21 protein-coding genes and 1 riboswitch are annotated in these 23060 nt (G+C 52.0%); of the genes, 4 read left to right on the top strand and 17 right to left on the bottom strand.

Annotated elements, in window-relative coordinates; translation table 11 throughout:
- Positions 1-34 precede the first annotated feature (34 nt).
- The 3 genes from EH228_RS02830 to pbpG form a co-directional block, all read right to left on the bottom strand.
- Positions 35-229, bottom strand: coding sequence for a hypothetical protein (locus EH228_RS02830; RefSeq protein WP_152320179.1), 195 nt, complete (start codon positions 227-229; stop codon positions 35-37).
- 66 nt (positions 230-295) lie between these two features.
- The gene (locus EH228_RS02825) at positions 296-2737 is read right to left on the bottom strand and encodes a DUF3772 domain-containing protein (protein ID WP_152320178.1); all 2442 of its coding nucleotides are present in this window, start codon (positions 2735-2737) and stop codon (positions 296-298) included.
- A 99-nt stretch (positions 2738-2836) separates the two neighbouring features.
- Positions 2837-3787, bottom strand: a complete 951-nt coding sequence (pbpG, locus tag EH228_RS02820; RefSeq protein WP_152320177.1) for a D-alanyl-D-alanine endopeptidase — start codon at positions 3785-3787, stop codon at positions 2837-2839.
- 414 nt (positions 3788-4201) lie between these two features.
- Between pbpG and EH228_RS02815 the strand changes: the two genes are divergently transcribed.
- Together EH228_RS02815 and EH228_RS02810 are read left to right on the top strand one after the other, a co-directional pair.
- On the top strand, positions 4202-4771 hold the full coding sequence (locus EH228_RS02815; RefSeq protein WP_152320176.1) for a DedA family protein: 570 nt from the start codon (positions 4202-4204) through the stop codon (positions 4769-4771).
- Between the two features lie 216 nt (positions 4772-4987).
- Positions 4988-6232, top strand: a complete 1245-nt coding sequence (locus EH228_RS02810; protein WP_152320175.1) for a L,D-transpeptidase family protein — start codon at positions 4988-4990, stop codon at positions 6230-6232.
- Between the two features lie 179 nt (positions 6233-6411).
- Here EH228_RS02810 and EH228_RS02805 read toward each other — a convergent pair whose 3' ends face one another.
- From EH228_RS02805 to moaA, 13 genes are all read right to left on the bottom strand, one after another.
- Positions 6412-7440, bottom strand: a complete 1029-nt coding sequence (locus tag EH228_RS02805; protein ID WP_240116214.1) for a DUF481 domain-containing protein — start codon at positions 7438-7440, stop codon at positions 6412-6414.
- Positions 7441-7557: 117 nt separating this feature from the next.
- Positions 7558-8754, bottom strand: coding sequence for an MFS transporter (locus tag EH228_RS02800; protein WP_152320174.1), 1197 nt, complete (start codon positions 8752-8754; stop codon positions 7558-7560).
- A gap of 209 nt (positions 8755-8963) precedes the next feature.
- Entirely contained in the window at positions 8964-9923 is a 960-nt protein-coding gene (dusC, locus tag EH228_RS02795) for a tRNA dihydrouridine(16) synthase DusC (RefSeq protein WP_152320173.1), read from the bottom strand.
- Between the two features lie 63 nt (positions 9924-9986).
- Positions 9987-11387, bottom strand: coding sequence for an ATP-dependent RNA helicase RhlE (gene rhlE, locus EH228_RS02790; protein WP_152320172.1), 1401 nt, complete (start codon positions 11385-11387; stop codon positions 9987-9989).
- A 371-nt stretch (positions 11388-11758) separates the two neighbouring features.
- Positions 11759-12064 (bottom strand): GNAT family N-acetyltransferase, encoded by a 306-nt coding sequence (locus tag EH228_RS02785; protein ID WP_152320171.1) that lies wholly within the window; start codon positions 12062-12064, stop codon positions 11759-11761.
- Positions 12065-12233: 169 nt separating this feature from the next.
- Positions 12234-12617 (bottom strand): YbhQ family protein, encoded by a 384-nt coding sequence (locus EH228_RS02780; protein WP_152320170.1) that lies wholly within the window; start codon positions 12615-12617, stop codon positions 12234-12236.
- 546 nt (positions 12618-13163) lie between these two features.
- A complete protein-coding gene (locus EH228_RS02775) occupies positions 13164-13874 on the bottom strand; it encodes a Bax inhibitor-1/YccA family protein (RefSeq protein ID WP_152320169.1) in 711 nt (236 codons plus the stop codon).
- Positions 13875-14024: 150 nt separating this feature from the next.
- Positions 14025-15119: a DUF1615 domain-containing protein gene (locus EH228_RS02770; protein ID WP_152320168.1), complete on the bottom strand. Its 1095-nt coding sequence runs from the start codon at positions 15117-15119 to the stop codon at positions 14025-14027.
- A gap of 174 nt (positions 15120-15293) precedes the next feature.
- Complete coding sequence (moaE, locus tag EH228_RS02765) at positions 15294-15746, bottom strand: molybdopterin synthase catalytic subunit MoaE (RefSeq protein ID WP_152320167.1); 453 nt, start codon at positions 15744-15746, stop codon at positions 15294-15296.
- Between the two features lies 1 nt (position 15747).
- Positions 15748-15993 carry a molybdopterin synthase sulfur carrier subunit gene (moaD, locus tag EH228_RS02760; RefSeq protein ID WP_152320166.1) on the bottom strand — a complete coding sequence of 82 codons (246 nt, stop codon included), beginning with the start codon at positions 15991-15993 and terminating at the stop codon, positions 15748-15750.
- Entirely contained in the window at positions 15986-16471 is a 486-nt protein-coding gene (gene moaC, locus EH228_RS02755; RefSeq protein ID WP_152320165.1) for a cyclic pyranopterin monophosphate synthase MoaC, read from the bottom strand. The genes moaD and moaC overlap by 8 nt, the downstream gene beginning before the upstream one ends.
- A 4-nt stretch (positions 16472-16475) precedes the next feature.
- Positions 16476-16991, bottom strand: a complete 516-nt coding sequence (gene moaB / locus EH228_RS02750; RefSeq protein WP_152320164.1) for a molybdenum cofactor biosynthesis protein B — start codon at positions 16989-16991, stop codon at positions 16476-16478.
- 17 nt (positions 16992-17008) lie between these two features.
- A complete protein-coding gene (moaA, locus tag EH228_RS02745) occupies positions 17009-17998 on the bottom strand; it encodes a GTP 3',8-cyclase MoaA (protein WP_152320163.1) in 990 nt (329 codons plus the stop codon).
- A riboswitch (molybdenum cofactor riboswitch) is annotated at positions 17985-18117 on the bottom strand. Its footprint overlaps the gene before it by 14 nt.
- Positions 18118-18300: 183 nt before the next feature.
- Between moaA and EH228_RS02740 the strand changes: the two genes are divergently transcribed.
- The gene (locus EH228_RS02740) at positions 18301-19209 is read left to right on the top strand and encodes a gluconeogenesis factor YvcK family protein (protein ID WP_152320162.1); all 909 of its coding nucleotides are present in this window, start codon (positions 18301-18303) and stop codon (positions 19207-19209) included.
- A gap of 35 nt (positions 19210-19244) precedes the next feature.
- On the opposite strand, the gene uvrB is transcribed toward EH228_RS02740, so the two are convergent.
- Positions 19245-21269, bottom strand: coding sequence for an excinuclease ABC subunit UvrB (uvrB, locus tag EH228_RS02735; protein WP_152320161.1), 2025 nt, complete (start codon positions 21267-21269; stop codon positions 19245-19247).
- Positions 21270-22322: 1053 nt separating this feature from the next.
- On the opposite strand from uvrB, the gene EH228_RS02730 reads away from it, so the two are divergent.
- Positions 22323-23042 (top strand): ABC transporter ATP-binding protein, encoded by a 720-nt coding sequence (locus tag EH228_RS02730; RefSeq protein ID WP_152320160.1) that lies wholly within the window; start codon positions 22323-22325, stop codon positions 23040-23042.
- Positions 23043-23060 lie beyond the last annotated feature (18 nt).

Raw genomic sequence — 23060 nt, 5'->3', positions numbered from 1 at the left:
GGTGATTTCTCTCAAATAACTAAAAAACAAGGAATTATTGTGTAATGACTTCATAAAGCACCCAGTGTGCCATAAGTTGGGGGAAGCCGGTAATTTTCAACACACTGACGCGATCTGGATCTGATTTTATACTCAGCAATTCACTCAGACGAGGCTCTGCCATGACATTGCCGACCATTGAGGATGGATAAAATTCTGTTGTCTGGCGCAGTCGAACAGGTGTGGACATTGCCAGACCACACCTGCTGACCGTTGGCGGCACGCTTCTCGCCGTATCAGGCCCCAGGGAAGGAAGTTAAGGCATCTCGCCGTCGTCCACCACCACTCTCTGGCCATTACGTTGTTCGACAATCATCATCTGCGGCGTAGAAAGCATCACGCCCTCTTTTCGCAGGCGAGTGAGAATGGCAAACAACAACTCGCTCTTCGCTCCTGACACCTGACGCGGGCTGGCGACATTCCCCGTCACCGCCATCACTATCCCCGAAGAAGTCAGATCTTTAAAGGACACCGACGGTTCCGGCGTATCCAGGATACGCTCGTTTTCGCTGTACACATCCAGCAACAACTTACGCACCAAAACCGGATCGATATCCAGAGGAAATGTCAGCGTAATGGTTGCCACCCCCTGCGCATTGCCCATGGTGGCATTACGCACGTTCTGCGAGATGAACTGGGAGTTCGGTACAATCACGGTGGATTTGTCACTCAATTGAATCTCGGTAGCACGTACATTAATACGCCGTATATCCCCTTCGATACCACTAATGCTGACTAAATCGCCCACTTTCACCGGACGTTCGGTCAGCAGGATCAGGCCAGACATAAAGTTTTTCACGATCTCTTGCAGACCGAAACCAATCCCCACCGACAGGGCGCTAACAATCCACGCCAGCTTGTTCCACTGCAGCCCCATCACCGACAAGGCCAGCAGGAACACCACCACATAGCCCACATTGCTGAACAGGGTGATCAACGAAATCCGCATCCCTGCCGCCATTGTGGTCTTTGGCAGGAATTCCTGATCGAGCCAACGCCTGACCGAGCGCAGTACATAAATGCCGACAATCAGGCATATCAATGCATTCAGCACATGGGCAGGCACAATATCCAGGGATTCCAGCCCCTTGCCGCCCCAAAACTCGATCGCTTTTTGTATTAATTCAATCGGCGTTGCGCTGCCAAGCGTACCATTCAACAACGCCATGGCCGCCACCAACACCAGTATGGTTTTACCGATGGCACCCAGCAGTGTCGCAACCTGCGACAGATGACGCGCATCAATATTTAGCGAACGCTGGATGCTTTTACCGGTGGCATTACTAGTGGAAAACAAACTTTCGCTGCTATCAACCACCAATTGGCTGAGAATATAAAACGAGCCAAAGACAATACCCATCCAAATCAGCTCATAGCTGAGGAAGCGTGCGAGGGTGACGTAACCGACAACCAACGTCACCATAATCGCTACCCCACACAGAGTAATAGCCATCTGGATCAGTCCCACCAACATGGATTTTGCTTCCGGTGGCGTACCTGCCAGAATCATTCTGCGCCGTACACGATTGGTACGGAAACTGATCATCAGCGCCGTCGTACCAATCAGTAACGCTGTAATACCGTTGGCAAAAATGGTGGTGCTGACACTGGTATTGGCACTGCTATTGAGCGTTTCCACCGTCTGGAAAACAAACACCAGCATGGCCGCCAATGGCGGAAACGGCCTGAGTGCTAACGCCACTTCATTAGAAATATTCGGCAGTCGCCAGGAGGGACGACGGTTTGACAGGAATGCCCGGCCCAGTCCGGCAATCAACCCGCAAAAAATGCTCAGACCCACCAGCTTATCGGCAAACATCCGTACATCATCCTCCACGCTGTCATGACGGGTGAAAGCATGATCGACGAAGTTAAAGGCCAGTATCACCGAGACCAGGGTGGTCATCGCCACCGCCGCCGCCAGGAAGCTGCGACGCAGGCGACCTTCCGGCAAGTGATGAATCCCCACCCATGCCAGAAATTCTTCAAGATAACGACGTCCCAATGTGGCGACCAGACCCGCCAGTACCACCCAGAATACCGTGCCAATACGCCAGCCTGGTTGCCAGGAAAGTGCTGCGGTATCCGTCAACTCGCTGATAAAATCATCGAGTCTGGCTGAGTCATCGCTCTGATCATTGAACAATGGCGCCCAAAAACGCGGCCCGAAAATACTCCCTGAATTTAGCGCTAACTGAGTTTTAAGTGCATCGCGACGCAAGTTAGCAATCTGCACAGAGAGGTTGATCGCCCCGTTTTTGATGACCGACGCCTGCTGGATCTGGTCATCCATTTTGCGCTTCTGATTTTCCAGATTATTGCGTGTCCTGGTGACCTCGGCGGTTTCTTTCACGCCGCTTTCCGGTTTGGGAGCGGGGCCAAGCACGGCAAGCTGGGCCTGCAATTGAGCCAGTTGGGGCGTGATCCCCTGGATCAAGGTATCAACATCACCCGATAACGCCAGCGCCATATCATTCAGCGCTGACAGGCGGCTATCGTTAGTTTCGCCTGAAACCTGCTGTTTAATATTATCCAGCACCTTTTGCATTTTCGGCAGTTCAACTGCGGCATCAACTTTGGACTGGACCTCACCACTTTGCTGGCTGGCATCGTCGTTGTCAGCAGCCTGCGCCATCAACGGAGAAAAAACAACTAGCGCCAACAAGCACACACGAAAAAAGGTTAACAACGTCGACATGAATATTTCCAGATATAGAGATAATTTCCAGCATAAAAACACCAGAAAACCAACATCAGTCTATGCTTTCGCCCACGCCGAAACTATAGGATTTATTGACTACTCAACAACCTCTGCGGCACTGCCATTACTCACCATTTCTTCTGCCGCTTTCTGTTTCTTATAGCTCAGCGCCGCAGCCGGTATGGGTGAAACCTTGCCGGTTTCTATCCAGGTACGCAGGCGATTAGCATCAGCAAAATGCGTATATTTACCAAAAGCATCCATCACCACCAACGCAACCGGTCGTTGATTAATCACCGTACGCATCACCAGACAATGGCCCGCTTCATTGGTAAATCCCGTTTTGGTCAGTTGTATATTCCAGTCAGGGCGGAACACCAGATGGTTAGTATTGCGAAAAGGCAGAGTGTAGTTCGGACTTTTGAATGTCGCCATATCTTCATGGGTCGTGCTAAGTTGCCCAATCAGGGGATAACGTTTAGTCGCAATCAATAATTTAATCAGATCGCGTGCCGTCGAGACATTCTGAGTCGACAGGCCAGTAGGCTCAACATAACGGGTATGCGTCATGCCCAGCGCACGGGCCTTGGCATTCATTGCACGAATAAAAGCATTGTAGCCACCAGGATAATGGTGTGCCAGGCTGGCTGCCGCACGGTTTTCGGAAGACATCAACGCCAGCAACATCATATTTTTACGACTGATCTGACTGTTCAGACGTACACGGGAATAAACACCCCGCATTTCTGGCGTATGGCTGATATCGACACTCAGCAGCTCATCCAACGGCAGATGAGCATCCAGCGTCACCATGACCGTCATCAGTTTAGTGAGGGAAGCCATGGGACGGACTAAATCGGGGTGACTGGCATAGATAACTTTATTGCTGTTGAGATCGACAACCATGGCGCTACCAGAGGCAATCTGGGGCTGCGAAAGTGTGGCCTCATTGGCCGGACGGGGGCTGGCGTCGGCCTGATGCAGGAAAACCTGCCCAGAAAAAAGCACAGCCAAACTCAGAAGCGACAAGCGAATTTTTGCAGACATCTTGGGAAAACTTAATCAGGTAATGATTCAGGCACGGCAACGCCGCACGCCGCCACCGCAAAAGGCAGGACTCGCGGGGCTAACCGGCGCATAATACGCTGGATATTCAGTTTTTCCCTAAAGGATATTCGTTTCTGAGCGTTAATGAGCAACCGCCGATAAACCAGTGGCGGAAACGTTAGAAAAGCCCGTAAGCATCCCCCCTGAGCACCGCCATCAGCAAACCATACTCAGTCCAAATTCCACGGTAAGTGAACAAATTCCGATGCACTTATTCAGGTGAGTTATCCAGGAGAGTGAATGAAACCCGCGGGAACAGACTCAGATCAGTGGCCAGATTACCTTCGTGCAACCCACGCGCCGGTCGCGTAAAGTATGCAGGATATAGCGCATCAACCGCAGGAGAAAAAGCCTATGGATGCCAATCATCTCATTACACAATATGGTTATCTGGCGCTATTTATTGGCTGCATTGCCGAAGGAGAAACTTTCACGCTGCTGGGTGGTGTGGCAGCGCATGAAGGACTGCTGAACTATGTTCTGGTGGTACTGATTGCTATGGCTGGCGGCGTCCTGGGCGATACCGCCCTGTTTTTTATCGGTCGTCACTACGGTCCGAGAATCCTGGTGCGATTTAAAAAACACCAGAAGCAAATAGACAAAGCGAATACGCTGATCCGCAAACGCCCCGTGCTGTTTGTCATCGGTGTGCGATTTATGTATGGCTTACGGATAATCGGCCCGATTATTATCGGCGCCAGCAAGCTGAAGCCACAAAAATTCCTGCTGCTTAACGTGGTGGGCGCCATGGCGTGGGCGTTAATTTTTGTCACGCTGGGTTACCTTGGCGGTCAGGTTATCGCCCCATGGCTGCACTTGCTGGATCATCATATTAAAAAGATTATCTGGGTGGTGCTGGCCATTGCCGTGGCCTGGGGGATCAGACTCTACATTAAACGCCGTTCTGAACGTGAACCGCAGTAGCGCGTTGCGACCTTTTTTACAAACTGAATAATTTGGCGTCGGGACATTTTATTTACTTCGGTGCCATTTTTGCAGATTATTCTGAGTAAAGTTAGTTCAACTGTTACAAATCCTGGTTTCATCCTAATGGATTATGCCCATATAATGTGCAGCCGGTCACCCCCGAGCTATACTGCCTCATTTATCCACTGATTATAGGCGCTACACCTGAAGAATATGAAAAAGAGCATCCGCGTATTAGTCGCTTTAGCCCTGGCCGTTACCGCATACAGCCACTCAGTCTTTGCCGTTGTTTACCCTCTGCCTGCAGCAAACAGTCGTCTGATTGGTCAGAATCTTGAAATTACCATCCCTCAGGACAGCAAACTTCCTCTGGAAGCCTTTGCCGCACAGTACCAGATGGGCTTGAGCAATATGCTGGAAGCCAACCCAGGTGTGGATGTGTACTTGCCCAAAGCGGGTAGCAAACTGATTATTCCTCAGCAGTTGATCCTGCCAAATGCCCCACGTGAAGGCATCATTATCAACAGCGCTGAAATGCGCCTTTATTACTACCCGAAAGGGAGCAATACGGTAGTTGTGCTACCGATCGGTGTGGGGGAATTGGGTAAAGATACGCCAATTAACTGGACAACTAAGGTAGAAAGAAAAAAAGACGGCCCAACCTGGACGCCGACCAAAAAAATGCATGAAGATGCCGCAGCCGCGGGTACGCCATTGCCCGCCATCTTCCCTGCGGGTCCGGATAACCCGATGGGTCTGTATGCACTGTATATTGGCCGTCTGTATGCTATCCACGGCACCAATGCTAACTTCGGTATCGGTTTGCGCGTAAGCCACGGCTGTGTGCGTCTGCGTGCTGATGATATTAAATGGCTGTTCGATAACGTGCCGGTAGGCACGCGCGTACAGTTTATCGATCAGCCGATTAAAGCCACCGTTGAGCCTGACGGTTCCCGTCTGGTAGAAGTACATAACCCGTTATCCCAGACTGAAGAGCAGTTTAACTCCAACAAACCGCTCCCGCTGACGCTCACCCCGGTGGTGAACAAAGTGGTGTCGGATGCCAGCGTTGATAGCGCTGCACTGGAAGAGGCACTAAAAATCCGTTCGGGGATGCCAACCAAAGTGAACGGTGCTGCCGACAATAGCTTTGCGACCCCAATTCCCGTACAGGAACAGGATGGCGCGATGCCGAAAGAAGGCCCCACAACGCTGATCACTGACCAGAGTACTAACGCGATGGACCAGGATTCTGCTCCAGCACCCGCTGGTGCCAGCTCGCCAGACAATAATGTCCCTGCGGAAAACTCTGCGACAGGAGAACAGGCACCAGCCGCATCGGATAACAACACCTTTGTGGTCCCGAAACAACCCGGCCCGATTTATGAACCTAAACCGTCCTCGGTTTCGGCAAAATCCGCCACGCCAGCAACAACCCGCAGTAACAGCCAGTCTTAATCACCACGGGCCTTAACGGCCCGTGACCGATAACGGCGCAACTCAAAACACAGGAAATATCGGCCATCATGTCGCGTTTTGCGCCCTGACCAGCAATCAACCGAACATCAGGTATAACATGTTTACGTGTTAACCGATGTCCGCGGTTCCCCTCCCCGGGCGAAACCTAATCATGCCGATTACCACTTCACACCCAGCCCAGTGGTAAAATCGCGTTCATTGAGGCTATCCCTCGTACCACTGACCAGATTATGTCCATAAGTAATGTTAAGCGATGACCAGTTAGTCAGTTGATAACGCAGGCCAATCTCCGCATCCAGGGTGAAAATGCCATCCTCATCCAGTGAATGCCCGACATCCCCCTGGGTGAACAGAACGACCTTCCTGCCCTGTAGATAACGTTGATAGTCCCAGCGAACCAAGGCGCCAAAGTGACTGGCAGAGCTGCTATCGCTATAACCATAGGTAAACGCACCGCCCAGTATAGCCAATGAGAAAGAGCCCAACTCATCGTCCCAGAATTGATAGCCCGGCCCCGTGCCAATAACCGCCTGCTGCGATAAATCCTCTACCCAGTCCCGCTTATAACGTGCTCTGCCCTGCCAGAAATACTGGTCCCGGAACATGTAGTCCAGTGCATAGCGCAGGCTATAATTTTCGCTGTCCATGGTGCCGTCTTCTTTATCACGATTCCAGGTACCACCAAAATCATTACGCCATTTACCGACATTGATTTTGTTGTTGTATGCGAAGTGATAGTCCTGGCTCTGGCCTGAATTTTTTTTCAGGTTAACGCCCACATCAATATTACCGGTCCAGTTCAGCGTGTCGGTTTTCGGTTTCGGCTTGATAAATTCTTCCAATTTCGCCACCTGGACCCGTTGGACATCCTCACCGCGCTTCACCATGATATAACCGGGATCGGCCGCCATCAGCTGTGCCTTAGAGACCTGCCTGCTTGTACCGCTATGTACTTCAATGACCTGTTCACTGGAAAGCGTACTGACCGCATTCCAGTTGAGCGACAGCGTCCCACCATAAGTAGTGTCCATCACCAACTTGCCATTGCCAAGAGAACGCACCGTCCCACTGAGTCGGTCGCCATTCTTCATCCAGACAGTATCAGCCAGGGCCGACGCTGGGATTATTGCCAGGTAAGCCAGCAAACCAGCCAGCCGGATTGCGGTGGGACGGGGAGCACTGATCACGGTGCAGCGTTTCCTCAAATTGCGGCGCAGCATGGTTATACCAGGAAATATTGTTCGCCGTATTCAGGGGAATATATCCGATAATAGCCAAATAAGGCGAGTTACAGGAGAAAAATGCTAACCACGTTGCTGAACAATACGGACCATCCATTGCAATCTGAGAGTAATAGCAAAGGCGAACATCACCACCACAGCGGCCACCAGATAAATCGAACCGATTCCCCAATGTCCAATTAATACGCCAGCCAGAGGCCCGGTTATCCCCAGTCCGAAGTCGAGGAAGGCGGAATACAATCCCAATGCCGATCCCTGGTTCTGCGGTTCCACCTGTTTGATCGCCTCCACACCCAGCGCCGGAAAGATCAATGAAAAACCCGATCCGGTCAGAAACGCCCCGATATCCACCAGCAGTGATGACCCACCCTGCCAGATCATGAGCAAGCCGACGCCTTCAATGGCAAAGGAAACCAGAGACACGCGAATACCGCCGAAACGACCAATGGTGTTGCTGAATATCAGCCGCATAGCGACAAAACCGAGACTGAACAGGGTCAGCGAAAATGCGGCGCCGCTCCAGTTGTTGCTGGAAAAATAGAGGGTAATGAAGGTGGCGATCGTCCCGAATCCAACGGTTCCCAACCCCAGACACAGACCGTACAACCAGATACGGGAGAACACTTTGTTGAAGGGGATCCGCTGACCAACAGCGACCACCACCGCAGGACGCTGAGTCGCCAGCCAGAAACCAAAAATCGCCATCAACATAATCAGTACGGCAAAACCAGGAATACCAAAAGCCGTGTTAAGCATCACACCAAGTGGCGCGCCAACGGCCATCGCCAGATAAGTCGCCACACCGTTCCAGGAAATAACACGTGCACTCTGCACCGTACCGACAATATTAATCCCCCACAAAATAGATCCCGTGGCGGTCAGGCTCTCCCCCACGCCCAGCACCACGCGCCCCACTGCCAACAGGATCAATTTGGTTAACGGGCTGGCATCAAACATCACCGCCAACAGGCTAAACAGGCCGCTGGCCCCACAGAGCAACAATCCCACCAACACCACTTTTTTAGGGCCCAGCAAGTCAGCATAACGCCCAGCCTGCGGACGACTGATCAACGTGGCAAAATACTGCAGACTGATAATTAATCCTGCGATAAACGAGCTATAACCCAGGTGGTTATGCACATACCCAGGCAACACCGCCAGCGGTAAACCGATCGACAGATAACAAAAGAAGGTAAAAACGACGACAGAAATAATGCGTTTGTTAAGCTGCGCATTGGATAATGCGGGGATCGAAGACATGTCAGAGCCAAAAATAGGTGTGATGTAAGACTTATCATACCCTTAGGAATCTAATATATCCTGCCAAGAATATTGATAAATGTGACGAATTCCGTCAACAGCAGGCAAAGGCCCCCCTGGCCAGCCACTCAAATTAAATTTAGTATAAAAGACAGTCGTTTCCACCGATCTGAAGCGGGCTGGCAAAATAAAATTTTGAGGCAGATCGTTCACCCCATTTCCAGGGTACTGGAAATAACATAACGTTCAATAAAACCGGCTATTTCACCCGAAGTCTTCAGCGTCCGGATATGGCCGAACAGTTCGCTGGCCTGCTCATACTCTTTGCGCAGAAACCCCAACCACTGCTTAATCCTCGCCACGTGATACTGGCCCGTATTGCCCTGCTTTTCCAACTGTACGTATTTATACAGCAACTTCACCACACCAGGCCACGGCATCCGCGGCTCGTGATACTTAATGACTCTACTGAGATTGGGCATGTTCAACGCGCCGCGACCAATCATCACTGCATCACAGCCGGTCACGCGCAGACACTCCTGAGCACTTTGCCAGTCCCAGATCTCACCATTGGCAATAACCGGAATATTGAGGCGCTGGCGGATTTCGCCAATGGCCGCCCAGTTAATCTTTTCCGCCTTATAACCGTCTTCCCGGGTGCGCCCATGGACTGTCAGCTCGGTAGCACCCGCCTGCTGTACTGCATCAGCAATTTCAAACTGACGCGCGCCAGACTCCCACCCCAGACGCACTTTCACTGTGACGGGCAGATGAGCCGGTACGGCAGCACGCATCGCTTTGGCGCCCTGATAAATAAGTTCAGGATTTTTCAACAGCGTCGCCCCGCCGCCGCTACCATTGACGGTTTTAGATGGGCAACCACAGTTCAGATCAACTCCCCAGGAACCCAATTCCACAGCACGGGCGGCGTTTTCCGCCAACCACTCTGGGTACTGACCTAATAGCTGGACACGTACCAGCGTTCCCGATGGCGTGCGGCTGGCATGAAGAAGTTCAGGACAAAGACGATGAAACAATTTGACTGGCAGCAACTGGTCGACAACCCGCAGAAACTCCGTGACGCAGAGGTCGTAATCATTCACCTCGGTGAGCAGCTCACGCACCAGAGAATCCAGTACGCCTTCCATCGGGGCCAGTAAAACGCGCATGTCACTTCACTACTCGTTCATCGATAAAATAAGGGGATCTGACGATCCCCAGGAGAGAGAATTTTAAGCCGGGTTAGCCCGGCGCTGACGGGTTTTGTTACGAGGCTCGCCAGCAGCACTGCGCCCTTCCGGTCTGGTGCCTCGTGCAGCGCCTGGCGCTCCCTGACGGCGCTGACCCTCAGCCTGACGCCGTTCACCAGCAGCAGGTTGGCTACGCTCACCGTTGCCTCGCTGGCCCTGAGGTGCTCCACGACCACGACTGCCGCCATTACCGCCGCCGCGTTGCTGACGCCCATTCTGAATCGGCTCCGCTTTAATCGACGGGTCCGGCTCATAGCCTGCAATCGCAATACGCGGGATCTCACGCTTCAGCACGCGTTCAATATCACGCAGCAATTTGTGTTCATCGACGCAAACCAGTGACAACGCTTCACCCGTAGCCGCAGCACGCCCCGTACGACCAATGCGGTGTACATAGTCCTCCGGTACGTTTGGCAGCTCGTAATTCACCACGTGCGGCAACTCCGAAATATCAATCCCACGCGCGGCAATATCAGTGGCAACCAGTACACGAATATTATTTTGTTTAAAATCGCTCAGTGCGCGAGTACGCGCGCCCTGACTTTTATTACCGTGGATCGCCGCGGCAGTTATGCCGTCTTTGTTCAGTTGCTCAGCCAGATGGTTCGCGCCATGCTTGGTACGGGTAAACACCAACACCTGTTGCCAGTTATCACGACCGATCAGGAAAGACAGCAGTTCCCGCTTACGCTTCTTATCGACAAAATGCACGTGCTGGGTAATCTGCTCGGAAGCAGTGTTACGGCGAGCCACCGAGACCTGCTCAGGATTGTGCAGCAGTTTAACGGCCAAATCTTTGATTTCATCAGAGAAAGTAGCGGAAAACAGCAGATTCTGACGTTTAGCAGGCAGCCTGGCCAGCACACGGCGGATATCGTGGATAAACCCCATATCCAGCATACGATCGGCTTCGTCCAGCACCAGAATCTCCACCTGAGAGAGATCCAACGCATTCTGATGTTCCAGATCCAGCAAGCGGCCTGGGGTGGCGACCAACACATCCACGCCACCACGCAGTTTCATCATCTGTGGATTGATGCTCACGCCACCGAAGACCACCAGTGAGCGCAGATCGAGATATTTACTGTAAGCCTGAACGTTTTCACCGACCTGCGCCGCCAGTTCACGAGTCGGGGTCAGGATCAGCGCACGTATCGGACGACGTCCTTTCGAATGCTGCGCTGTACTACTGCTCAGCAGTTGTAACAGCGGCAGTGTAAAACCGGCCGTTTTACCGGTTCCGGTCTGGGCGCTGGCCATCAGGTCACGTCCCGCCAGGACCACAGGAATAGCTTGTTGTTGAATGGGCGTGGGCTGGTTATAACCCTGTTCTGCAACAGCACGCAAAATGTCGGCATTCAGGCCGAGAGAATCAAATGACATAAAATTGACTGACTCCGGATCCACCCTGACCGTGATAAACGGTGTAGTTTCCAGGGGGAGAATATGACGCCAGGCTTCGCCTGACGTTTGAAAGGGAGCACAAACCACGGTGCGTAAGGACTGAATTATAACAGAGATTATGTCAGGATAGAGAACGTTTCTTTTAACAGATGTAAAATATCCTGATGGCCAACACGTAAAAAACCTCATTGCCAGACAACGTTCGCCAGGGCTGGAGACCTTTCACCATGCAACCCGGTACGCAGACGCCGGGACATCACGCCCTGCGGCGTAAAGTATGGCCGGGATATATCACTGAAAATCTATGCGACGTTTAGAACCGGTCGGCCAGATATTGCACATTGCCTGAATCAAGCCTGACCCACTCCCATGCCTCGCGCAGATGCGGTGACAAACCGTTCCTTCATATAAATCTGTCCGGTGGCATAAGGGGCGGGATACATCAGGGAAAAAGTGGTAACCCCGACGATCATTCCATTCTCATCACGGCAACAGACCCCTGTCACTCCGGAGAATTCACTAAAAAGGTGGTGTTCCAGAAATGACGTCATCTCAGCAACACTAATGCTGTTATCACCAAAATAATAATCGTTCATTTCTACAAAAATCAGTGCCAGCGCTAACCTGTCCGCACGACGACAAATGACTATATTCACCAGGATGACTCTCCCTGACACGGTGTGATTTCAGGTTAGCGTATGCTGTTTATAACCGGGACAGTGGCTTTGAGATACTGACAACGTAAACCATCCAGTACAGGAGGTTATGTCACATTTTTGCGGGAAAATAACAGCAACGGGCCGCGATAAGGCGACCCGTTGCGCATCAGCGCTGGCGAGCGCGAACCGGCCCTTCTGCCAGCAGAGAGACCACTGCGGGTCCGGTCAGCATCAGCACACCAACCACCCCCAACAACAGGTGGTGGTGGATCACGCGGGAAAGCATATACAGCACCAGCATAGCGGCCCCGAAGTAGTACGTGGTGGTGACATCTTCAAGGAAGTCGCCGATATGACGTAAGCGAGGTAACCGCTGAGTCAGCAACATGACAGTAAATACACTGACATATAACACCAGTAAAACCGTACTAACCTGCAGCAACGCCTGGTGCTTCCATCCCCACACCAACCCGGCAATCAGCAGGAGATGCAGGGTGATATGTACACAGGTTTGTCCGGTGACAATCTGAATACGGTTAGACCATTTCATTGTTTTCTCCTGGCAGACCCAACACAGGTCGCCCAGCCTTGTTAACACCGTGCGTGATAACGAATGTCCTCAGATTAACGCAGTTTTCGGATAATGCCGCAAATATCGCGACGTGTCGGCACTCTTTTGTGACAAAGACTGCACTTTACTCTTCAACCGTCGAAAAGAAGTCCGCGCGCACAGTATGTCACAAAACATGCGAGGATTTTCACTAAAAGCCCTGACGATCAATACGTCACATGGATTTTTACGCTTTTAACTGTCGTTTATCCTGCCTGATCTGCGTGATACGGCCTTGCCATCTCGGCGGAGATCGTATTTCTCCAGGAGGTAATGGGGATTCCATGCGGTCCATAAACCGCAGGTGAAAAACTGACCAGACACCCCAAGATGACAGATTCAACGCACGGCAAGCAAATATCCGCTATTGAGTAAAATATCCCGCGCCAAACCCGGCGCGAGATAAAGGGCCATAAAAGGTATTTTTTATCGCTTGACCAATGGTCGATGTTTTCCAGGCCAATTCGATGCCGATGGCGTCAAAATTTACCGACGATTGCCGAAAATACGCAACAGCATCAGGAACAGGTTAATAAAGTCCAGATACAGCGTCAGAGCCCCCACAATCGAAAAACGACGCAAGTTCTCTTTGTCATCGACATTGATCCCCTCGCCGATATTTTTTAGCTTCTGGGTATCGTAAGCGGTGAGTCCCACAAACACCACTACGCCAATATAGGTTACCGCCCACGTCAGTGTGCTGCTTTTCAGCCATATATTTACCAGCGACGCCAGCACAATCCCAATCAGCGCCATAAACAGCATACTACCCATACCGCTGAGATCACGTTTGGTGGTGTACCCCCAGAAACTCATCGCACCAAACATCCCGCCGGTCACCAGGAAAGTACTGGCGATAGAGGAATAGGTGTAAACCAGGAAGATACTGGCCATGGTGAGTCCGGTGAGCGCCGAATAAAGCATAAACAGGCCGGTCGCTGCCGCGCCGCTTAATTTATGCACCATGCCTGACAGCACGAAAACAAGGCCAAGCTGAACAATAATCAACCCAAAGAAGGTGATACGGTTAGCAAAAACCAGTTCCATCACCGCTGGCGTGCGGGCGGCAAACCACGAGACAAACGCGGTCAGTAACAAACCACAAGTCATCCAGCCATAGACCTGCGCCATATAGGTTTGTATCCCGGTACTGGCCGGTGAAACAATCGAACCGTTGGAACGTGGATATCGATCCATGATGCTCCCCTCTTTATATGCAAGTGAAATTTAATGTTGGTCACGGTAAGTCTGACACATTCAGATGAGATTAAGCCAGCCCCACAGGCCGATTTTCACATCTGGTTAGTCTGCGATTGAAGCAACGATTGATTTATCCGCCCCCAGGCCTTACTTCCCGCGTGCCAGGCACCCCTGATAACGGCTATCGACTCGCTGAGCGAACCAGGCAGTGGTCAGATTACGGGTTATCTTCGGACTTTCCAGTTTGATCCCTGGCAGCATCTCACGTGGCAGTCGCTTCCCGGCGTTTTTATCCGCCAGCGCAAACACCTTCCGCCATAAGTCGGTTTTCTCAAACTCCAGCGTCTGGCCTTTTTCCAGCGAGCGGCGGATAGCGCTGCTGCTGATGCCCAGACGTTTCCCCAACGAGCGTACTGCCAGCTCAGTCGATCCGGCTGCATCAGACCCATACTGGATCAAATCCCCATCCAGCGCCAGGTTAATCCCGCTAAGACGGGCCACAGCGGCCTGAAATGCTGCGTTGCGACTGGCATACCAGCCGGCATTAAAATCGGCAAAACGGTAAATCTGCCGACTGTAATTTGCCGGATAGCCAAGCAAATGCAAAGTACCGAAATATACCCCACCACGGCGGGTGAAGACTTCACGGCGAATCGAGCCATCAACCGGGTATGGATAGTCCCGGGCATGGGCCTCAGCAAATGCGACGCTGACCTGCATCGGACCGGCGGTGTGAATCGGGTTAAGGCTGCCAAACAGCGTCTGTCCCATCGGCACCATGCTGATAAAATCATCAAAAATCTCACTCAGATCTTTTTCACTACGGACGTTATCCAAACGCTCAGCGTAGCTCTTGCCGTTAGGGGATTTAATCAATAATGCGGTATGCACCATGAACGAGGGGATGTGCAGCTTAGCGGCGCGGTTATCGATTTCTTTCCAGGCAATTTTTGGCAGGCCAGGAACATCAGCATCAGCGCTGAAGCCGGATTCCTGATCAGCGATAGCGATGACCGAGCACAAGTTACTGATGGAAGGGTCAATGCCCTGACGAGTAAACGCGACAAAAATATCATTCGCCCAGCCCTGACGATCACCGACTTTCGACGGCAACAATTGGGTAATTCGTGTTTTCACTTCAGCCGGATAACGTGCTGGCGTCTGAGGCGCTGGTTTACTGCTACACCCTGCCAGTACCAATAGCACCAACAAAAACAGATGCTTAATTATTGCGTAACGCATTGCTTTCCTTGTTAATTAACAGCCTTTATCCTGAAGAGACACAAATCGGACGGCAACATTCATCGGAACGAAGAGTCGCCAACGGGCACAATACAACAATGTTCAATTCCGGGCGTCAACGGCCCCAGTGGCGATGCTTCTACCAAGAGAAAAACATCCCCTGCCCTGATAAGCTTATTTCCAGCGCGAAGCGGCCAACTGGTCGCTGTCACGCGACGCCACCCAACGCTTCCCCTCCGACGTGACTTCCCGCTTCCAGAAAGGTGCGCGTGTTTTCAGGTAGTCCATAATAAATTCTGCGGCGGCAAACGCCCCGGATCGATGGGAGCCACTGACGCCGACCATCACGATCTCATCGCCAGGAAACAATTCACCGATGCGATGAATTACTGTGACACGCTGTATCGGCCAGCGCTGGCGAGCCTCGTCGACAATCTCTTGTAGCGCTTTTTCGGTCATGCCCGGATAGTGTTCCAGCGTCAGGGCGGCGACAGTATCGCCGAGATTATGATTGCGGACTTTTCCAGTAAACGTTACCACGGCGCCGTCTTCTGCACTGGCTGACAGCCAGCGATATTCTTCAGCCATATCGAACGGCGCCACACCGACGATAATTCTCGTGTCCATCTTATCCTCCGGTGACCGGTGGGAAGAAGGCCACTTCGTCACCGGGTTCAAGTGGATGTTGCATAGAAACCAACGTCTGGTTTACCGCTGCCAGCAGCTTACCGGACTCCAGCGCCAACGCCCAGCGCTCACCTTTGGCGGCCAGAGCGGTGCGCAGCACGTCCACCGTGGCAAACGCTTCGGTCACGGTGATGCTACCGGTCCCCACCAGCTCTCGCACCTGGGCGAAGAACAGAACCTTAATCATCTTCCACCGCCCGAAAATCACCCGATTTACCGCCACTTTTACTCAGCAGACGACAATGTTCAATGCTGATGTCCTTCTGTACCGCTTTACACATATCGTAGATGGTCAGAGCAGCCACCGAAACCGCCGTCAACGCTTCCATTTCAACACCGGTTTTTCCGCTCAGGCGGCACAGTGATTCAATCCGCACCCGGTGATGTTCCACCTCCGCGCTCAGCATCACTTCAACTTTACTCAACAGCAACGGATGACACAGCGGGATCAACTCCCATGTACGTTTGGCCGCCTGAATACCGGCAATACGCGCGGTAGCGAAAACGTCACCTTTATGGTGACTGCCATCGATAATCATCTGCAGTGTTTCGGGGTTCATCACCACCAACGCTTCAGCCCGTGCTTCACGGACAGTGTCATTTTTAGCCGAGACATCCACCATGTGGGCTTCGCCTGCGGCATTGATATGGGTCAGTTGCGACATAGGATCAGGGTTTCTTGAGATGTGAGACAAAGTTGCACGGGCGGGTTCGGGCATCAAGTTGATCCTTAATAATCCCCTCCCATGCGCTGCGGCAAGCGCCGGTTGAACCGGGCACGGCGAAAATCAGCGTCTGGTTAGCCATCCCGGCTATCGCACGGGACTGGAGTGTTGAGCTGCCTATCTCCTCAAAAGAGATCATCCGGAACAATTCACCAAAGCCAGCAATTTCACGATCAAACAGCGGCGACAGCGCTTCCGGGGTGCTGTTTTTACTGTTAAAACCCGTGCCACCATTAATGATAACCACCTGGACATCGTCACTGGCTATCCAACTGGAGACCACCGCACGGATACGGTAGCGGTTATCCTGCACCAGCGCATGCCCCGTCACCCGATGACCGGCCTCGGCCAGTGCCTCGCGCAGATAGTCACCGGAACTGTCGCTGGCCACGTCGTGGCTGTCAGATACCGTCAGTACCGCCGCATTAAGCGCGATAAATTCAGCCGTAGTTTTTCCCATTTTTTGTCTCCTTAGCGTCAACCGCCAATATAAGAGAGATTCTGCGTAATGCCGGTATTGCCCTGATGCAGGAAATGTGTTTGTTTTTTCGTGCTCAGACAAGCGGCTATCCGCGCCTGCAACTGGTCCTGCTGATCGTCATCCGCCAGTAAATCACGTAGCGAGATGCCGCCGTCGCCGAACAGGCACAGATGGAGTTTGCCGGTGGCGGAAACACGCAAGCGGTTGCAACTGGCGCAGAAGCCCTTTTCATAAGGCATGATCAGGCCAATTTCACCCAGATAATCAGGATGGCGGAATACTTGCGCCGGACCGTCGCTACGCCCACGCGGCTGGCTTACCCATCCCTGCATCAACAGACGGTCACGGATAACCGAGCCGGAGATATGGTGCTCGCGAAACAGTTTACCGCCATCGCCAGTCTCCATCAGCTCAATAAAGCGTAACTGGATGGGACGACTACGGATCCAGTCGAGAAAAGTTTGCAGGCTATTGTGATTGATGTTACGCATCAGCACGGTGTTGACTTTAACCTTGCTGAACCCAGCCGCAAAAGCAGCATCGATGCCGCTCATCACCTGCTGAAATTTATCCTGACCGGTGATGGCATGAAACTGGCGGGCATCCAGGCTGTCGACACTGACATTAATCGAGGTCAGACCGGCATCGCGCCAGGCGGCGACATCGCGTGCCAACCGGTAACCGTTAGTGGTCACCGCCAACTGGCGAATAGCTGAATTTTCGCGCACTGCGGCGATAATATCGATAAAGTCACGCCGCAGCGAAGGCTCGCCACCCGTCAGGCGCACTTTTTCAGTGCCCGCCGCCACAAAGGCACGCGTCACGCGCCGAATTTCATCCAGCGAGAGGAAACTTTTGTTGGCGACGCCCTGTGGTTGATAACCGTCAGGCAGACAGTAGCGACAACGAAAATTGCAGACATCAGTGATCGACAGACGCAGATAATAAAAACTGCGGTCAAAACTATCAGTAAATTGTGACACCACTACACCTTTCCAAAGACGGGAGATGCAGGCATTTCTTTCTGCACCCTGGCAACACTAAGGTTGCGGCCAGGGCACCGTATCCGCAGACTTAGGTACCAAGGCTAAGTGTGACTTACCGCACATCGGTAAATCATTGGTAGAAAAATTCTACCGCTATTGTGAAGCAGTTACCAGAACAGAGTTTCGCTATGTATTTTGATATATAACGTTTTTTTCATCCCCTCTTTACTGTACGTCAGTATAAAACAAGCAAAAATATCGACTGGATTTCCAGTACGCTCTTAACATTTAGAAGGAATTTTATGCGCAATCGCACATTAGCCGATCTCGATCGCGTGGTCGCTCTGGGCGGCGGTCATGGCCTGGGTCGCGTAATGTCAGCACTCTCCGCTTTGGGTTCTCGCCTCACCGGCATTGTCGCCACCACGGATAACGGCGGCTCCACCGGACGAATCCGCCGCGCCGAAGGAGGAATCGCCTGGGGTGACCTGCGTAACTGTCTGAACCAACTGATCACCGAACCCAGCATCGCCTCAGCAATGTTCGAGTACCGCTTTGCTGGCAATGGTGAACTGGCTGGCCATAACCTGGGCAATCTGATGTTAAAAGCGCTGGAAAACCTGAACGTGCGTCCCCTTGAAGCCATCAACGTGCTCCGTAACCTGCTGAAGGTGGATGCGTTTCTGATCCCGATGTCCGAGCAACCCGCCGATCTGGTCGCGGTCGACCACGAAGGGCTGTTGATTTATGGCGAAACCGAGATTGATCAAATGCGGCAGCCGCCGCAAGAACTGATGCTGTCGCCAGCTGTCGATGCCACGCGCGAGGCGATTGAGGTTATCGGAGAAGCTGACCTGATCCTGATTGGTCCAGGCAGCTTTTATACCAGTCTGATGCCACTATTACTCATAGCGGAGCTGGCTCAGGCGCTACGCCGCACACCGGCTACGATGGTTTTTATCGGAAATTTGGGCAAAGAATTAAGCCCGGCGGCAGCACGACTGACACTGGCTGACAAACTGGCGATTTTAGAGAAATACATTGGCAAGAAGGTGATTGATGCCGTGGTCGTCAGCCCACAGGTAGATACCCGCAACGTCACTGACCGACTGATTATCCAACAATCACTGGAAGCTGCCGATATCAAATACCGCCACGATCGCCAACGGCTGCATAACGCGCTGGAACACGTCCTCCAGTCGATTAGCTGAAAGCAAAGTGCCTGTCTCATCAGCGCCAGTGAGCATCAGGACGCGGCGATAAACAATTCGCGCATCTGATGCAGTTGATCGCGGACCTGGGCAGCCTCTTCGAATTCCAGATTCTGCGCATGTTGCTGCATTTTCGCTTCCAGTTCGCGAATTTTTTTCTGTAGCCCTTTGGGTGACATATCCATCAGTGGCGTATCGTCTTCCACGATGCGGCGAGGTGATTTACCGCGCATTTTGCTTTTGTTCTTGTTGATCCCCTGCCCCAACTCAAGAATATCGGCGATTTTCTTGTTGAGTCCCTGTGGCACGATGCCCCTTTCCTGGTTATAGATCTGCTGCTTCTCACGGCGGCGTTCAGTTTCATTAATCGCCCGCGCCATCGACGGCGTGATCCTGTCGCCATAGAGAATCGCTTTACCATTGATGTTACGCGCCGCCCGTCCGATGGTTTGGATCAGCGAACGTTCAGAACGCAGGAAACCTTCTTTATCCGCATCAAGGATCGCCACCAGCGACACTTCCGGCATATCCAGCCCTTCCCTCAGCAAGTTGATCCCCACCAGCACGTCAAACTCTCCCAACCTCAGGTCGCGGATGATCTCCACGCGCTCAACGGTATCAATATCCGAATGCAGATAACGGACTCTCTCGCCATGTTCTTCCAGATATTCCGTCAGATCTTCCGCCATACGCTTGGTCAGTACCGTCACCAACACACGCTCGTTGATTGCCACTCTCTGACGAATTTCCGACAGCAAATCATCAACCTGCGTGCTCACGGGTCGAACCTCAATCAGCGGATCAAGCAATCCGGTAGGACGCACCACCTGATCGATAACCTCGCCTCCCGACTTCTCCAGTTCATAGTTCCCCGGCGTCGCGGAGACATAAATGGTTTGCGGCACCAGGGACTCAAATTCTTCAAATTTCATTGGGCGGTTGTCCAGCGCCGAGGGTAGACGGAAGCCATATTCCACCAGTGTCTCTTTACGCGCCCGGTCACCACGATACATACTGCCAATCTGCGGGACGGTCACATGGGATTCGTCAATGACCAGCAACCCATCGGCTGGCAGGTAGTCAAACAACGTGGGAGGCGGTTCGCCTGGTCCACGACCAGAGAGATAGCGCGAATAGTTTTCAATGCCAGAACAGTAGCCCAACTCGTTCATCATCTCTAGGTCAAACTGAGTGCGCTGCGAGAGGCGTTGTTCTTCCAGCAACTTGTTGTTTTCCAGCAACACCTTACGGCGCTCCGCCAGTTCTGTCTTGATCGCTTCCATCGCCTGCAGAATACGCTCTCGCGGGGTGACGTAGTGTGTTTTCGGGTAGATAGTGTAGCGAGGAACCACAGAGTCGATTTGACCGGTCAGCGGGTCAAAAATCGACAACCGCTCCACTTCCTCATCGAACAACTCGACGCGCAACGCATAGTCATCAGATTCTGCCGGGAAGATATCAATCACTTCGCCGCGAACACGGAAGGTACCGCGCTGGAAGGCCTGATCATTACGGGTATACTGCAACTCGGCCAGCCGCCGCAGGATCGCGCGTTGATCAATCACCATACCGCGCGTCAAATGCAGCATCATTTTCAGATATAAATCCGGATCGCCAAGGCCATAAATGGCCGAAACAGAGGCCACCACGATAACATCTCTCCGTTCCAGTAACGCTTTGGTGGCCGAAAGCCTCATCTGTTCAATGTGTTCATTAACCGAGGCGTCTTTTTCAATGAAGGTATCGGAGCTGGGAACATAGGCTTCCGGCTGATAATAATCGTAATAGGAAACAAAATACTCTACCGCGTTATCCGGGAAAAATTCCTTCATCTCGCCATAAAGCTGCGCGGCCAGCGTTTTGTTCGGAGCCAACACCATGGTCGGACGGTTCAGGTCGGCAATCACGTTAGCCACGGTGAACGTTTTACCGGACCCCGTTACGCCAAGTAACGTCTGATGAGCCAGTCCATCTTCCAGCCCTTCTTCGAGACGGCGGATAGCCTCCGGCTGATCACCAGAAGGTTTGAAAGCGGAATTAAGTTTAAAGACTTTGCTCATTGCATGGCTACCTGCAGCAGGATCACATCAACCGGACTCTAATTTTACTCAGCTCTGCCGATTTTACCAGCAAATAATACTGGATATAATTACAGTTACTTTGCATAATGCAGCGATAAAAGACGGCGATGCACTTTTCAGGGCCACCCGGAGCTCAACGATCAACGTTTGTAAAAGGTTATCCCCAGATAAAATGGGACTTTAACATTTGTCAAGAAGTCCTGACAAAATGCACAGCCCAAATTTGCGGATCATTTTTCGTGGCTTGATTTTCATTAATCAATTGATTTTAAATAATTTTATTTACAGGGTGAGTTTCGCACCAACTCACGCTCAAGCCGCGCCCGCTCTCGTTTTCACTCGGTTTCAAGCTATTCATACACATAGTTATCCACAGGAATAGTGGATAACTGATTTCAGCGCCCGAACCGTCTGATGTGTATAAATCATTCCTCGCCTTCAATCGCGCTCATAAATATTTTTTTTGGAATTTTTTTTGCCTAATTATTGAATGATTGATGGACCTGAATGATCTGTTTCCTGTAACACGGTTAACTTTCTCACCATTTTTTCAACCTGTCTCGCCACCCGATTGCCTCTGAAGCAGGCAACTGCACAGAAATGATTAGCCAGCAGCACCGACAAAGTGCAGCCCTAAATGCCGCGCAAGCGATTGTTTAACATTTCTGACCAATTACAGGCCTTGATTATTTGTTTTTTCACCACCGGACAACGATTTAAGGAAGTTGGCCCATGAATTGCAGGATATTTTGCAACCGCCTCGCGCTTTTTTTCTACACCAGTGCATGAAAAGCCGCTGGCGTTTCACAGAAAACCGTTTGCCACACGACGGAGAGCGGATGCAATCAGGTACGATCTTTACCCGATATATTCATATTGCAGGACAAAAATGCCAAAAGCACTTTTTGACAACACGGGGACACCTCCGGACACGGTGAAGCCATCAGGCTGAATCATACGGTCAGCGTAAGCGCTAATGCACCTGCAACTTGAGGTATGACGGGGATAAAACTGTCTGGAGGAGAGTGTCAGATGCTCAGCTTACGTTCAATTAACCAGTTTTACGGGCAACACCATATTCTGTGGGATGTTGATCTGGATTTACCCCCCGGAACCTGTACCGGCGTACTGGGTCGTCCAGGCATGGGAAAAACCACGCTGGTCAACTGCATCATGGGCCACTTGCCGATTAACAGCGGGTCAATTATCTGGCAGGAAGCGAACCTGCCCCCCCTGGATTTATTACGACAACCCATGGAACAGCGCGCCGCTCTGGGCATTGGTTATGTTCCACAGGGACGGCAGATCTTCTCCCAACTGAGCGTGGAGGATAACCTGCAAATTGCCCTGCTGGCGGGAGCGGGCCTGGAGCGGCACCGGGCCATTCCCCAAATGGTTTATGATCTGTTCCCTGCGCTCTATTCGCTGCGTGACCAACGCAGTGGCGAGCTGACCCTCGACCAGCAACAGCAACTGGCGTTAGCCAGAGCCCTGGTATTACAACCCAAACTGTTGATTCTGGATGAGCCGACCGGGGGGATGTCTCCCTGGCTGGAAGAGGAGATGGGGAACCTGATCCATCGACTGAATCACGATTTTGGCCTGACTATTCTGTTGCTGGAACAACGTATCTCGTTTATCCGCAAAGTAGCAGACTATTTTCTACTGCTACACCGGGGACGTAACGTGGCGCATGGCAAGGTCGCCCAATTGGATGAGAGCGTGGTCAATACCTGGTTGACGGTGACATAACGGCTAAACCATTATTTA

The organism is Erwinia endophytica, assembly GCF_009295515.1.
Taxonomy (GTDB): domain Bacteria; phylum Pseudomonadota; class Gammaproteobacteria; order Enterobacterales; family Enterobacteriaceae; genus Erwinia; species Erwinia endophytica.
This window is presented reverse-complemented; position numbering and strand designations above follow the sequence as displayed.